Origin of the sequence: Hymenobacter lutimineralis (genome assembly GCF_008271285.1) — a bacterium.
Lineage (GTDB): Bacteria > Bacteroidota > Bacteroidia > Cytophagales > Hymenobacteraceae > Hymenobacter > Hymenobacter lutimineralis.
This window is the reverse complement of the sequence record NZ_VTHL01000008.1, coordinates 113,854-127,723: the sequence shown is the minus strand read 5'-3', so window position 1 is coordinate 127,723 and position 13,870 is coordinate 113,854. Positions and strand designations below refer to the sequence as shown.

The following is a 13,870-nucleotide window of genomic DNA, read 5'->3' as shown; positions in this document are numbered from 1 at the left end:
GTGCATTTGCCGGGTGGAGCACGGGCAAAGCGGCGGTGAATGCCTTCCCCGGGCTGCCGCCAGGGCCTTTCAGGCCCCGCTTAAACAGAATACCTGCACTGGCAGCAACCCAGCCGCTGGACCCCAGCTTAGGGTAGATGCTACCCAAACGGAAAAAAAGCCACTATTTTTGCCCCGCAATTTACGGAGACACTTCGTCTACTTCACCATAACCCCCACACCCTGCTGTATGGCCACGAACCGCACGTTCACGATGATTAAGCCCGATGCTACCCAGGAAAACCACATCGGTGGCATCCTGAGCATGATTGAAGAAGGTGGCTTCCGCATCGTTAGCCTGAAAAAAGTACTGCTGACGCCCGAGCGCGCCGGCGAATTCTACGCCGTTCACAAAGAGCGTCCTTTCTACGGCGACCTGGTGAAGTACATGTCATCGGGGCCCATCGTAGCGGCTATTCTGGAGAAAGACAATGCTGTTGCTGACTTCCGCACCCTGATTGGCGCTACCAACCCGGCCCAGGCCGCCGAAGGCACCATCCGGAAGAAGTACGCCAAGAGCATCGAAGCCAACGCCGTACACGGTTCCGACTCCGACGAAAACGCTCAAATCGAAGGTGACTTCTTTTTCTCAGCCGACGAGCAATTCTAAGAGGAATACTGCTTAAATAACGCAAAAAGCCGCTCTGGAAGACCCAGAGCGGCTTTTTATTTATACTGTTTTTGTGCTAGGCTTATACCAGGTTTATGCTACTACTTCTGCTCGCGGGCACCAAAGCCTATACGCTTAGTTGCTTTACCTACTTCAAACTCTTGCTCCTCACGGTTATAAATGTCGGCGAGGGCCGTAGGTGCGCCTAGTGCTGTGGCCTGGCCTAAACTAGTTGCCAGGGCTTCGGCCTTGGGCTCGGCAAGGGGCTGAAAGTGGTAGGCGGCAATTAGCCGGCCTTTGCGAAGAAGCGCGCTGTCGATGTGGGATAGATCAGTGTTGAAGGTGCACACAATCTGAATGTGAAAGCAGTCGGCCAGCAAGCCGTCGGAAAGGTTGAGCAGATTGCTTACCGCGCTGGGGCCACCGCCCGCTGCATCACGTTTGGTAAGCAGCGTTTCCGCATCTTCGATGATTAGAATGGAGTTGGTGTTGTCGTGGAGCAGATTGATAAACTCCGGATCAGCAATTCGGGCCGCAAGGTTAGGCGGAATAAACAGCTTAGGCTTATCGGTAAGGCCGCAGAGGTGGCGGATGTAGCTGGTCTTGCCCGTGCCGGGCGGGCCGTGCAGAATGACGATGCCTTTATCCTGGGGCTGTTGCAAACGCCGCACAATCGTGTTGTGGGCCGGTAGCAAATCGTCGTTATAATGAGTGGCCAGGTCCAGGGCCGGAATTTTGATTTCGAGGGGCGTAAACTCCAGGTCATTGTAAGCCAGCCGCAGCACATGGATGCGCTGCCGCTCCTGTTGCCCGGTCTCAAGGTGCGCCACCAGCAGCTCCCGCACGAAAGTCAACTCCTCGGCGGCGGTGCTGGCGGAGTAGAATACCTGTACGCCCCGCTCGTTGTACACGCCCTGGTCGCCGACAAGCAAGAGCAAGTGGGGCGCAACGTTTAGTGCCCACACGTTCAACTCAGGCTCTTTTGTGGCCTTTTCGATGTAGACGGAGTGAGCTACGGTAGCGGCTTCCAGGTTGTAGCGGGTAGCCAGGGCCGTTAGCACGGCGGAGCGCGCATCGGCGTTGGCGAGCTGAAAGATGAGCTTGCGTGGAACTACCCCAAAGGCTTGGTGGAACCACGCTAGCGGTAAGAAATAATGCGCCTTATCAAATGTGCCGGTCCAGTCGAGCGGGGCGGGGCGGGGTAAATTAGTGTGCATAGCAAGCAATAGAAGGGAGATAAAAGTACCGCCTGCACCTGCGCAACGAGGCAGGTAGCAGGCGGTTAAAAGGGACAAGCAAGAGTGTGTTAAGCTTGTTCTATGCTCAGCCGAGGCTCAGCGGGCAGCTCGGGCTCAGCAGGTTGAGTAGTGTGCTTGTGCTTAAAGAGAATGACGAACAGCACCGCAATAACCAGGGCGTAGAGGGCAAACGTGAGCCAGATGCCGTGCCAGTCCTTGGTAACGCCATCGGCGGCGGTGAAGTACTGCTCAATGACGATACCGCTGACGGAGCTGCCCAGCACGGCTCCAAAGCCGTTGGTCATCATCATAAACAGCCCCTGAGCGCTGGCCCGAATGCTCGAAGCCGTTTGCGTTTCCACGAACAGGGAGCCGGAGATGTTGAAGAAGTCGAAGGCCATGCCGTACACGATGCAGGAAAGGATGATCAGCGAGATGCCGGGGAAATCGGGGGTGCCGAAAGCCAGCAGACCGAAGCGCAGCACCCAGGCAATCATGCTGAACAGCATCACCTGCTTGATACCGAAGCGGCGCAGAAAGAACGGTATAGCCAGGATAAACAGGGTTTCCGACACCTGCGAAATGGACATGATGATGGCCGGATACTTCACGGCAAACGTGTCCTGGTACGCCGGTACCTTGTCGAAATCGTGCAGGAAGGTGTCACCGTAGGCATTCGTCAGCTGTAGCGCCGCGCCCAGCAGCATGGCGAACACGAAGAAGGTGAGCATCTTCGTGTCGCGCAACAAGGCAAATGACTTCAGCCCCAGCACATCAATGAGCGAGCGGCTAGGCGTGTCCTTGGACGGCGGAGGGCAGGCTGGCAGGGTAAAGGAGTAGAAACCCAGCAGGATGGCGGCGCCGGCGGCTATGTAAAACTGGTTGGCCGACTTCTCGAAGCCCAGCAAGCTCACCGTCCACATGGCCACGATGAAGCCCACCGTGCCCCACACCCGGATGGGCGGGTAGTCCTTTACCACGTCGCCGCCCCGGCTTTTCAGCACCGAGTACGACACGGCTATGGACAAAGCCAGCGTGGGCATGTAGAAAATCATGTTCAGCAGCATCACCCAGAACATGGTGCCGGGCGAGCTAACCATGGGCACCGTAAAGAGCACAATACCACCCAGGATGTGCAGAATGCCGTAGAGCTTCTCCGCATTCACGTATTTATCGGCCACGATGCCCATGAGGGAGGGCATGAAGATGGACGCAATGCCCATCGTGGAGAAGATGGCGCCAAACTCGGCCCCCGACCACTGCTTGGTCTGAAACCAGTAAGCACCAATGGTTATCAGCCATGAGCCCCAGATAAAAAACTGTAAAAAGCTCAGAAGAATGAGCCGCAACTTGGTACTCATGCAGAACGCGGTTGGAGGGAACTTAAGGAAAATGACTGCTAAATATACAAGAAATCTAACCGGATAGGCCGCCCGCCGACACTGCCCCGGCCGGCGTTTGGGGGGAGCCGTAAACGCACAAAAGCCTTTCCGCGGGCTGCAGAAAGGCTTTTATGAAAGTACCGGGAGCCGGGTTAGTTAGCCCGCGGCCGAGAAGCGGCGGTTTACTTCGTCCCAGTTGATGAGGTTATAGAAAGCCGCAATGTAGTCGGGGCGGCGGTTCTGGTAGTTGAGGTAGTAGGCGTGCTCCCACACGTCGAGGCCCAGGATGGGGGTGCCTTTGCAGCCGGTGTCGGGCATCAGTGGGTTGTCCTGGTTGGGCGTGGAGCAGATCTGCAGGGAACCATCGGGCTGCTTGCACAGCCAGGCCCAGCCGGAGCCGAAGCGCGTAGTAGCGGCTTTGGTGAATTCTTCCTTGAACTTCTCGTAGCTACCAAACGCGCTGTTGATGGCTTCGGCCACGGCGCCGGTAGGCTCACCGCCGCCGTTGGGGCCCAGCACGGTCCAGAACAGGGAGTGGTTCCAGTGGCCGCCGCCGTTGTTGCGCACTGCCGCGGGAGCCGCTGCAATGTTGTGCATCAGCTCTTCCAGGCTCTTGCCTTCCAGCTCGGTGCCGGCAATGGCGTTGTTGAGGTTGGTTACGTAGGCCTGGTGGTGCTTGGTATGGTGGATTTCCATGGTCTTGGCATCAATGTGCGGTTCCAGGGCATCGTAGGCGTAGGGGAGCTGGGGCAGTTCAAAAGCCATAGCAATGTAGGGTTAGGGTGAAAGAAGAAACGAGTTCAGAGTATAACCGCCGAAGGGCGGCCGGGGTTGCGGTGCCCGGTCGGCAGCACGGCCAAAAGTAGCCTATTTGCGCTTGCGGGCGAAAAACTCCTGCATGAGGGCGGCGCACTCCAAGGCCATGATGCCGGTAGCCAGCTCGGTGCGCGGGTGCAGCAGGTTGCCGTAGCGGCGGTAGCCGCGCTTGTCTTCAGCGGCCCCATATACCACGCGCTTCACCTGGGCCCAAAAGGAGGCACCGGCGCACATCACGCAGGGTTCCACCGTCACGTAAAGGGTGCAATCCTGCAGGTACTTGTTACCGAGGTGGTTGGCCGCCGCCGTGAGGGCCAGCATTTCGGCGTGGGCCGTTACGTCGCGCAGCTTTTCGGTTTGGTTGTAGGCGCGGGCAATAATCTGGCGGTCCAGGACTACCACCGCCCCAATCGGAATTTCCTCTTCCTCCAGGGCGTAGCGGGCCTGCTTCAGCGCCTCCCGCATGTAGTACTCATCAGAATACAGGGAAAGAGTCATGACTTGGGGTCTTAGGGACTTAGGGTCTTGGGGTCTTAGATTTTTGTTGATATCGAATGCTTCATTGAACATCAACCAAGTCCCTAAGACCCAAAGATCCTAAGACTCTATTTCATCGAAATACTCTGCATTACGGCCTGGGCGGTGGGCTGCCAGCGGGCTTGCTCTTCGGCGGGGGCATTGAAGGTGAAGACGGTGAGGGTCTTGCCTTCAATGGCATACTGCACCAGTTGGTACTTGCGGATGGGCGCCAGGTTGCTGTTGCGGCGGGTGTCGGCTACCTCAGAAGTGAATTCCAGCACAATAAAGTCCCGCTTGTTGATGGTGCGGATGTCTTCGGTGAGGAAAGTCACCTTGGTGTACATGTTCTGGATGCTGGCCTTGTAGATTTTCAGTAGCAGGCCATAGTCGCCGCTGCCGAAGGGCGTTTCCTTCTGAGCCACGCTGAGGTCTACGCGGCCGGCCCGGTCGGAGAAAACGGCCAGGGGCTTGCGCGGCGCGGGGAACTTAGCAGCAATGCCTTCGTCGGGCAGGGGCGTGAAGCCCTCGGGTACGCCCAGGGTAATGCCCCCGGCCAGAGGCGTTTTCTTGAGCTTGGGCTTAGGAGCAGCCAGGGCCGTGAAGGTCGTAAGCAGCACCAGCAGGAAAAGGAAACGGTTGAAACGCGTTTTCATAGAAAGGGAAAAAACGAAAGAGAAAGAGCGGCGCTTGGGGCCGCAATCTGCGGGAAAAACGGGAAACGCCGACGGGCCATTGTCAGCCACTAAAAAAATGCCCCCGCTACCGAACGGCAGCGGAGGCAACAGAATTTCTTGCAAACGTTATGCTGAGCGAAGGCAAAGCCGTAGTCGAAGCATCTTGGTAGTGTGGTAACCCCCAACGAAGCGGTAGAGATGCTTCGGCTGGGCGGACGCCAGATGAAGCAGGGCAAAACCACGCTTAGCGGCGGCTGCGCTTGTTTCTGGTGCTGCTGCTCGACACGGTGGGGTACTTGATGCGCACCTTCTTCCAGTACACGTAGTTGCCGGTTTTGGCTTCTACCAGGTAAGTGCCGGCCGGAATGCGGCCCAGGTCTACGGGTTGGCCGGTGTTGTTCTGCGGGTCCAGGGCAGTGGTATAGATAGGCTCGTTTTTGTAGTTGGTCATCACCAGCGTGCCGGGCACCGTGAACTGCTGGGTAAAGCTCAGCAGGATGGTGTTGGTGCTGCTGTTGGGATATACATCGATGCCGGAAAGGGTTTCCACGCGCTTAATAGGCCCGTCCAGCACCACCGGCTCCGCGGTGCTTTTCGACTTCACCGAGGCATCTTCGTCCTTGGCTTTAGTCTTGATTTTGGTTTGGGCCTGGGCAGCGGAGAAGCTGAGGGCAGAGGCGAGGGCGAGAAGGACGAAACGTTTCATATCGGAAGAAGGAAGGCTGAGGAAGCGGGCAACCGCCCGTGTAAAGGCGCTTTGCAGAAGTCGGGCCAAACTTGCGCGAAGCCCGGCTTCGGGTGAGGCTACGGATTTGCACGCGCCGCAGTTGGGCAGCTGCCCAACAAGAAGCCCGGTCGCAGAACGACCGGGCTTCGGCAGAGGTTCAGATCAGAGCATTATGCCTTCTTTTCCTCGGGGGCTTTCACGTTGTCGTCGGGGTTGCGGTCCACCAGCTTGTTGAAGGGGTCGATGCCCACGCGCTCCGGCTTCTGGGGTACGGTAAACTCCAGGCGGTTGCGGCCGGGGCGCAGGTGGCGCTTCTGCACCAGCATGGGCACATCCTGCCACTGGCCATTCACCTTTTTGCGGCCCAGCACGCCTACTTCCACCAAGTCGCGGGCGTTGGTCACGTCGGTTTCGTTGCCCAGGGAGTCGGCGTAAATTTTCTTGGTATCTACCGTGAACTGCACCCGGTACTGGCCGTTGGGCAGCTTGCGGTAGGAAGCCGAGTCAACCTTGTTCTCGTAGAGGGTAATCTTCTCGAATAGGTCGGTCACCAGGTATTGCAGCGAGTCGGGGGTGTGCTTGCGCAGGTAGCCGATAAACTCCACCGAGTTGGTGTAAGGGCCCCGCTGGTAGGCTACTTTGTCGCGGTACTCTTTGATGGCGCTGTTCACCGCTTCCTCACCCAGGTAATCCTGCAGGGCATACATCACCAAAGAACCCTTGCGGTAGTGGATGTAGGGCTGGTTCTCAACCAGGTACAAGGGTACTTCCTTTTTCCGCTCAAAGCCCCGGCCCGTCAGATAAGAGTTCAGCTCAAAGCGCAGAAACTTCTTCATCTTGTCGGGGCCATAGAGGTGCTTCATCACCATCAGGGCGCCGTACTGGCTCAGCGTTTCCGACATCAGCGTGCCGCCCTGCACGTTGCCCCCGATAATCTGGTGGGCAAACCACTGGTGGGCTACCTCGTGCGCCGTCACGTAGAGCGGGTAGTCGATGTCCTTGGGGTCGGTGGAGTCCACTTCCGCCACAAAGCCAATGCTCTCGGAAAACGGAATGGTGTTGGGGAAGCTCTGGGCAAAGCCAGAGTAGCCGGGAAACTCAATGATGCGTACCTGCCGGTGCTGGTAGGGACCAAAGTGTGAGGTATAGTACTCCAAGCCCTTTTTCACGCCCTGGGCCATGCGCCGCAGGTTGTACTCATGGCCGGGATGGTAGTAGATTTCGATAGGCACCGAGTTCCACTTGTCCTTATACACCCGGTAGCGGGCCGATTGGAAGGAGTAGAAGTTGAGGATGGGCGCGTCCATTTTGTAGTGGAAATAGCGCCGGCCTTTCTCCGTCCACTCCCGCTGCAAATAGCCGGGGGCAATGGCTACCTGGTCGGGGGAGGTGCTCACCGTCGCCTCAAACCGAATCCAGTCAGCGTCGTTGGTGATGTAGGTATTCATGCGGGCCGCCGAGTCACCCACCGGGGCCATGCGGGGCCGGGGCGCCAGGCCCTGCTCTTTGCGAGTGTCGTCGCCGGACAGCTCGGCCTCGGGCTGATAGCCGATGTGGGGCAGCAGCTGGGAGTTGACGAACGTGCCATTTTCCACGATGCTGGTGTTGGAGCCACTGTTCTTGAAGCCCGGGTTGGTGTAAGCCAGATCGAAGTTCAGCTGCAGGGAGTCGCCGGGTTGCAGGGGCTGAGCCAGGCGCAGGATGCGGTAATCAACGTCGCCCACCTGGTCGTGCAGCACCTCTTTCGCGGGGCGGCTCAGAGCCATCTGCTTTACCTCAGCCTCAGTCGCGCCCACCAGGTGCACCGAGTCGATGGGCTGCCGGGTGCGGTTGAGCAGCCAGTAGGAGCCCCGGAAACGCACGTCGCGCTCCTGAGGGAAGATGTCCACGTTCACCTGCACGGCCGTGATGCGGGGCTGGGGCGTTTTTTCGAAGCGCTTGTACTTGCGCTCAAACGCCGCGCCCAGGGCATCGTTTTCGTCGGAGGTGCGGTAGTCGTTCAGGATGTTGGTGTTGTAGAAAATATAGGCGCCCAGCCCCGCAAAGGCCAGCAGAGCCACGCCCGCTACCACACCCAGGGCTGGCGACAAGCCAAAGCGGGCCTGCTGCCAGCGCCAGGAAAACCGCGTTTCGGTGCCCCGGGGCCAGAGCAAGGCGCTGCCCAAGGCCAGCAGCACGGCAAATGCCGCCCAGTAGAGCTTGAAGGCCAGAAACGGCCCCACAAAATGGCCGTAGCCGTTCATAGCTGAGTAAGGCGTTTCAGGGGCTCCGTTAAAGGAATACAGGTTGTGCTCCAGCCCCAGTGTGCCCTGAAACAGGTTGAAGGCATAGTACAGGATCATGATGAAGTGCCCCAAGTACTTGTTGTTGACCAGCACCTGCACCAGCATGGCCAGCACGCACAGCAGCAGCATGCCCACCAGGCGGAAGCCGAACAGCTCCTGCACGTACAGCCCCAGCTCGTAGTTGAAATAGCCCTTGAAGGTCTGCAGCAGCAGTCCGCACAGCATCACCACGGCCAGCAGCACCACCTGAATCAGCATCAGCGCGCCGAGCTTGGCCAGAAATGGCACCCACGCCGGCATGGGCATGGCGTCGTAAATCTGGTTGATCTTGGCATCCCGCTCCCGCCACACCAGCTCCCCGGCGTAGAAGGTGATGATGATGAGCTGGAACAAGGCAAACGTACTGGCCAGCAGTTGCACCACTACCGGCGTGGTGGGGAAGGTGTTGGTGCCGTACATTTTGCCCACCTGCATGCCCGTAACCAGCAGGAAGAGTAAGCCCGCCCCGGCAATGCCGATGAAATACACGCTGCGCACCGTGCCGAAGAACTCCAGCCGCAGCAGTCGGCCCAATTGGGCCCAGGCCAGGCCCGCCGTAAAGCGCGGCGTAGCCCGGGGCAGCGTCAGGTTTGGGGCTGCCTCGGCCACCCCCAGTGCTCCGGCCTTAGGTCGGGGACCCGAATCCGCTTTGTTGGCGAAGGAAAACCGGAAGAAGGCAAAGCAGGCCGCCAGCGTAGTGAAGGCCACACCCAGCCACAGCAGGCGGTTTTGCACGAGCCAGGTACTCCAGGGCAGCAGGCGGGTATTTTTCTCGGCCACCGTCCAATAGCGTTGGGTCAGGTCGATGGCGCTGCCGCCCAGTGGATCAAGCAGGGTGCTGAGCGTGTCGTTGTCGAGGTCCTGCTGCAGCGTGCCGCTGATGGTGTACAGCACCAGGAACAGCACCCCGCCCAGGTAAATGGCCAGGGCCGAGCGCGTGAGCGTGGCCGCCGTGAAGAAAATGGCTCCCGACAGCAGCAGGTTGGGTATCACCAGCTGCAGGTAGGGCAGCAGGTAGGCCGCGGCCACGTTCGGGCCCAGGCGCTCGGGCTCAATGGTAGGCCAGTAGGTAGCCAGCCAGGCGCCCAGGGCAGCGCCGAGGAATACCAGCACCGTCACCACAAACGAGCCCAGGAAGCGCCCGCCCAGGTAGCCCGCCTTACTGATGGGGGCGGTGTAGTAGAGCGAGTGAGTGCGGTGGTCGAAGTCGCGGAACACTGGCGTGCCCATCATGGCGGAGGTTATGAAGACGCCAAACAAGCTTACCACCGTGAGAATGGTGTTGATTTGGTAAGCTGAGTTGGCCAGCATCTTGCCGCTGCCGCCCCCAATGGTCACGTTCACGCCAAATACGCCGGCCACGGCCAGCATAAACAGCCCGGCCATGAGGGCCAGCAGCACAAAGTAGATGTAAGTAGCCGGCCGCTTAAAGCGGTAGCGCAGCTCAAACAGAAAGATTTCGAGAAACATGGTCAGAATATCAGGAAGGTCATGCTGAGCTTGCCGAAGCATCTCTATCGCTTTGTTGCAAGACTATTCAGCCGAAGCAGTAGAGATGCTTCGGCAAGCTCAGCATGACAGACATGTTTGAGTTACTTAGCTACTGGTGCAGCTGCACTGGCCACCTGCTCGGCGGCGTGGATGCGGGCGAAGTACACGTCTTCTAGGGTCGGCTCCACGCCTTCGAACCCGTTGCCAGGCTGGCTCAGGCTATGCACGTGAATAATGGTCTGGCCCGCAAACAGGCGCGAGGAAATCACTGCAAACTGCTGCTGGTAGGTCGCCAGCTCGTCCTTGCGGATGCTGCGCCGCCAGATCTGCCCGCGCACTTCCTCCATGGCCCGTAGCGGGTCGCCGGTATACAGCACCTGCCCTTTGTTGATGATGGCAAACTGCCGGCACAGGTCCGATACGTCCGACACGATGTGGGTGCTCAGAATCACGATGCGGTCTTCCCCGATTTCGGCCAGCAGGTTGTGGAAGCGGTTCCGCTCGGTGGGGTCGAGGCCGGCGGTGGGTTCATCCACGATGATGAGCTTGGGGTTGCCCAGCAGCGCCTGCGCAATGCCGAAGCGCTGTTTCATGCCTCCGGAGTAGCCCCCCAGGTTTTTGTTGCGCACCTGGTAAAGGTTCGTTTGCTGCAGCAGGGCATCTACCACCTGCCGCCGCTCACTTTTGTTGCTGAGGCCCTTGAGCACGGCAAAGTGCTCCAGCAGCTCCGCCGCCGTGATTTTGGGATACACGCCAAACTCCTGAGGCAGGTAGCCCAGCACCTGACGCACGCGCTCCGGCTCCCGCAGCACGTCGATGTCGCCCAGCTGAATGGTGCCGGCATCGGCCTGCTGCAGGGTGGAGATGGTGCGCATTAGGCTGGACTTGCCGGCACCGTTGGGCCCCAGCAGGCCAAACATGCCGGGCGCAATGCGCAGGCTCACGTCGTTGAGGGCCTTGGTGCCGTTGGGGTAGGTCTTGGACAGGTGGTCGATAACCAGTTCCATAGCTGAAAAAGTGTTTTGTAAGAGAGCGTGAGAGCAAGCGGAGGCGCTATTGCCCGGGCCTGAAAACACCCGCGGCAGGCTGCCAGGCAAACATAGCCAAAGACCTATCAACTGCCGCTGGTTTTCAACCAACACCACCGTGCGCCCGCCCAACGGCACGCGGGCCGGCCGTAAATTCAAGCAGGAGCAGGGACGGCGTGTGGCGGGCCCGGCCCGGTCTTCTATCTTTGCGCCCGGCCCGCCGGCTTCTTTCATCAGAACACCTTTTGTTTATGCTCCGTACGCACACCTGCGGCGAACTTCGCCCCGAACACGTTGGTTTAACCGTCACGCTTTGCGGCTGGGTGCAGCGCACCCGCGACAAAGGCGGCATCAGCTGGGTGGACTTGCGCGACCGGTACGGCCTCACCCAGCTCACCCTGGAAGAAGGCGTGGAAGCCGAGGAGATGCGCGCCGCTGCCCGCGAGCTGGGCCGCGAGTTTGTGGTGCAGGTAACCGGCAAAGTAGCCGAGCGCTACTCCAAAAACGACAAAATGCCCACCGGCGGCATCGAAATCCGGGTGGAAAAGCTGGAGGTGCTCAACCCCGCCAAGCTGCCGCCCTTCCTCATCGAAGACGAAACCGACGGGGGCGACGACCTGCGGATGAAGTACCGCTACCTCGACCTGCGCCGCTCGCCCGTGCGTCAGAACCTGATGCTGCGCCACCGCGTGGCCCAGGCCACCCGCCGCTTTCTCGACGGCCAGAAGTTCATCGAAGTGGAAACGCCCGTGCTCATCAAAAGCACGCCCGAAGGGGCCCGCGACTTTGTGGTGCCCTCCCGCATGAACCCCGGCGAGTTCTATGCCCTGCCCCAGAGCCCCCAGACGTTCAAGCAGCTGCTGATGGTGTCGGGCTTTGACCGGTACTTCCAGATTGTGAAGTGCTTCCGCGACGAGGACCTGCGTGCCGACCGCCAGCCGGAGTTCACGCAGATTGACTGCGAAATGGCCTTCGTGGAGCAGGAAGATATCCTGAACACCTTCGAGGCGCTGGTGCAGTACCTGTTTAAAGAGGTGAAGGACCTCGAAATTGGCCAGCTGCCCCGTATGACCTACGCCGATGCCATGCGCTATTACGGCAACGACAAGCCCGACACCCGCTTCGAAATGAAGTTTGTGGAGCTCAACGACGTGGTGAAAGGCCAGGGCTTCCCCGTGTTCGACAACGCCGGCCTGGTGGTGGGCATCAACGCGCACAACTCGGCCATGTATACCCGTAAGCAGCTCGATGAGCTGACGGAATTCGTGAAGCGCCCGCAGATTGGCGCCACCGGTTTGGTGTATGCCCGCGTGGAGCAGGATGGCTCGGTGAAGTCATCAGTAGACAAGTTTTACTCCCAGGAGGCACTGCAGCAGTGGAAAGCCGCCTTCAATGCCCAACCCGGCGACTTGCTGCTGATTTTGGCCGGGGAGCCGAACAAGACCCGCAAAGCCCTGAGCGAACTACGCCTGGAAATGGGCCAGCGCATGGGCTTGCGCGACAAAAATACCTTCTCGGCGCTGTGGGTGGTTGACTTCCCGCTGCTGGAGTTCATTGAGGAGGAAGGCCGCTACTTCGCCATGCACCACCCGTTCACCTCGCCCAAGCCTGAGGACATTGCCCTGCTCGACTCGCCCGACACGATAGGGGAGGTGCGCGCCAATGCCTACGACATGGTGATTAACGGCGTGGAAGTGGGCGGCGGCTCCATCCGCATTCACGACCGCGCGGTGCAGGCCCGCATGTTTGAGCTGCTCGGCTTCTCGGCCGAGGAAGCGCAGGCCCAGTTTGGCTTCCTGCTCGACGCCTTCGAGTACGGCGCCCCGCCCCACGGCGGCATTGCCTTCGGCTTCGACCGTCTCTGCTCGCTCTTCGGCGGCGCCGACTCTATCCGGGACTTCATTGCCTTCCCCAAAAACAACTCCGGCCGCGACGTCATGATTGACTCGCCCTCGCCCATCTCCGAGGCTCAACTCAAGGAGCTGAGCATTGCCACGGCGGTGGTTGGGAAGTAGCAGTGGAGCCCAAGGAGTATGCACACGTTCTTCTCAATTCCCCGACTGGTGGGTTTCTTGGGCTGTTCATCGGCTCAATCAGCTTCGTACTAGCCGTGTGGGCCGGAACCCAAAGTCCGCTTAATACAGCCGTCACGATTGTCGCTCTGCTCGTGGGTCTTGCTCTCTGGGCGGTAAGCGTGTTGAGTCTGGTAAATACCAGGGCAGCGCTGAAACTTGGGCCGGTCTATGGACTCCTAAGCTTGTTTTTTTCCTTGGAGACATATTCAAGTTGCGCTTGATACTGTATCGAGTGGTAAGGCGGGGTCATTTGAGTTGTTGATTATCAAAGATCGGCAAACCCAGAAGCTGCTTGAGGTAGTTGCTCTGGTAGGTTTAAGCGGCGCCACTGAGCAGTTGGATCGACTGCTAAAGCAGTACAGGCGCAGTTAACGTATGACCATAAACAAACGCGGCGCCTGATGTATCAGGCGCCGCGTTTGTTTATGGTGTATCAAATGTTAAAACAGTTGATTGGTCAAATTCTGCTCTCTCCTCGGGAGTCATCCTGTTGCGTAGAAGCTTAATCGTATAGCCACCAAAAAGGCGGTTGTTCTGGGTGTAATTCCAATCAACGGCAGTAGCCGTATCTACTAAAATGCGCTGCCCAGCTACTACTTGGTTAGTAAATTCCGGTTTGTTATCGACAACACCATACAACTGGCCATTTTCTATACTTAGGCTTCCTATCCAAAGGTATTCTCGTTGAGCCCCATCATCGTAATGGACTTTTATAGCTGAGTTGGCGATGGTTGAATCTGACTTGCTTATCATGAGTAGAAACGCAGGCAATGTGACTTTACCTTGTCTCATTGCTCTGTTCATCTCTTCGTCATCGGCGTCCGTGGTGTAGATGGCTGGCTCGCCTTCCCGCTCAATCTTACTTGAGTCAGAAGTACAACCCGCAAAGCCTAGGAGAAACCCTGTTAGAAATAAAACAGAAATGCGCATCGTGAATGGACTGCAAC

General features: G+C 58.7%; 11 protein-coding genes. 2 read left to right on the top strand and 9 right to left on the bottom strand.

From position 1 onward, the window contains the following. The first annotated feature begins 229 nt into the window (after window positions 1-229). Window positions 230-649 carry a nucleoside-diphosphate kinase gene (locus tag FY528_RS09665; protein ID WP_149070794.1) on the top strand — a complete coding sequence of 140 codons (420 nt, stop codon included), beginning with the start codon at window positions 230-232 and terminating at the stop codon, window positions 647-649. 101 nt (window positions 650-750) lie between these two features. Here FY528_RS09665 and FY528_RS09660 read toward each other — a convergent pair whose 3' ends face one another. The 8 genes from FY528_RS09660 to FY528_RS09625 form a co-directional block, all read right to left on the bottom strand. Then, window positions 751-1,866, bottom strand: a complete 1,116-nt coding sequence (locus FY528_RS09660; protein WP_149070793.1) for an AAA family ATPase — start codon at window positions 1,864-1,866, stop codon at window positions 751-753. A gap of 89 nt (window positions 1,867-1,955) precedes the next feature. Next, window positions 1,956-3,248, bottom strand: coding sequence for a nucleoside permease (locus FY528_RS09655; protein WP_149070792.1), 1,293 nt, complete (start codon window positions 3,246-3,248; stop codon window positions 1,956-1,958). Between the two features lie 177 nt (window positions 3,249-3,425). Continuing rightward, the gene (locus tag FY528_RS09650; protein WP_149070791.1) at window positions 3,426-4,034 is read right to left on the bottom strand and encodes a superoxide dismutase; all 609 of its coding nucleotides are present in this window, start codon (window positions 4,032-4,034) and stop codon (window positions 3,426-3,428) included. Between the two features lie 102 nt (window positions 4,035-4,136). Beyond that, window positions 4,137-4,583, bottom strand: a complete 447-nt coding sequence (locus FY528_RS09645) for a nucleoside deaminase (RefSeq protein WP_149070790.1) — start codon at window positions 4,581-4,583, stop codon at window positions 4,137-4,139. Between the two features lie 107 nt (window positions 4,584-4,690). Beyond that, window positions 4,691-5,257, bottom strand: coding sequence for a hypothetical protein (locus tag FY528_RS09640; RefSeq protein ID WP_149070789.1), 567 nt, complete (start codon window positions 5,255-5,257; stop codon window positions 4,691-4,693). 265 nt (window positions 5,258-5,522) lie between these two features. After that, on the bottom strand, window positions 5,523-5,984 hold the full coding sequence (locus FY528_RS09635) for a T9SS type A sorting domain-containing protein (RefSeq protein ID WP_149070788.1): 462 nt from the start codon (window positions 5,982-5,984) through the stop codon (window positions 5,523-5,525). Between the two features lie 191 nt (window positions 5,985-6,175). Then, the gene (locus FY528_RS09630) at window positions 6,176-9,799 is read right to left on the bottom strand and encodes an ABC transporter permease/M1 family aminopeptidase (RefSeq protein ID WP_149070787.1); all 3,624 of its coding nucleotides are present in this window, start codon (window positions 9,797-9,799) and stop codon (window positions 6,176-6,178) included. A gap of 122 nt (window positions 9,800-9,921) precedes the next feature. Next, window positions 9,922-10,827 (bottom strand): ABC transporter ATP-binding protein, encoded by a 906-nt coding sequence (locus FY528_RS09625; RefSeq protein ID WP_149070786.1) that lies wholly within the window; start codon window positions 10,825-10,827, stop codon window positions 9,922-9,924. A 272-nt stretch (window positions 10,828-11,099) separates the two neighbouring features. Here FY528_RS09625 and aspS point away from each other — a divergent pair, with 272 nt between their 5' ends. Further along, window positions 11,100-12,863, top strand: a complete 1,764-nt coding sequence (gene aspS / locus FY528_RS09620; protein WP_149070785.1) for an aspartate--tRNA ligase — start codon at window positions 11,100-11,102, stop codon at window positions 12,861-12,863. Window positions 12,864-13,346: 483 nt separating this feature from the next. On the opposite strand, the gene FY528_RS09615 is transcribed toward aspS, so the two are convergent. Then, a complete protein-coding gene (locus tag FY528_RS09615) occupies window positions 13,347-13,853 on the bottom strand; it encodes a DUF2314 domain-containing protein (RefSeq protein ID WP_149070784.1) in 507 nt (168 codons plus the stop codon). Window positions 13,854-13,870: the final 17 nt, after the last annotated feature.

Coding starts and splice junctions, on each gene's coding strand:
- FY528_RS09660 (WP_149070793.1), bottom strand. CDS start 1,866: ATGCACACTAATTTACCCCGCCCCGCCCCGCTCGACTGGACCGGCACA.
- FY528_RS09615 (WP_149070784.1), bottom strand. CDS start 13,853: ATGCGCATTTCTGTTTTATTTCTAACAGGGTTTCTCCTAGGCTTTGCG.
- FY528_RS09650 (WP_149070791.1), bottom strand. CDS start 4,034: ATGGCTTTTGAACTGCCCCAGCTCCCCTACGCCTACGATGCCCTGGAA.
- FY528_RS09640 (WP_149070789.1), bottom strand. CDS start 5,257: ATGAAAACGCGTTTCAACCGTTTCCTTTTCCTGCTGGTGCTGCTTACG.
- FY528_RS09630 (WP_149070787.1), bottom strand. CDS start 9,799: ATGTTTCTCGAAATCTTTCTGTTTGAGCTGCGCTACCGCTTTAAGCGG.
- FY528_RS09665 (WP_149070794.1), top strand. CDS start 230: ATGGCCACGAACCGCACGTTCACGATGATTAAGCCCGATGCTACCCAG.
- aspS (WP_149070785.1), top strand. CDS start 11,100: ATGCTCCGTACGCACACCTGCGGCGAACTTCGCCCCGAACACGTTGGT.
- FY528_RS09645 (WP_149070790.1), bottom strand. CDS start 4,583: ATGACTCTTTCCCTGTATTCTGATGAGTACTACATGCGGGAGGCGCTG.
- FY528_RS09655 (WP_149070792.1), bottom strand. CDS start 3,248: ATGAGTACCAAGTTGCGGCTCATTCTTCTGAGCTTTTTACAGTTTTTT.
- FY528_RS09625 (WP_149070786.1), bottom strand. CDS start 10,827: ATGGAACTGGTTATCGACCACCTGTCCAAGACCTACCCCAACGGCACC.
- FY528_RS09635 (WP_149070788.1), bottom strand. CDS start 5,984: ATGAAACGTTTCGTCCTTCTCGCCCTCGCCTCTGCCCTCAGCTTCTCC.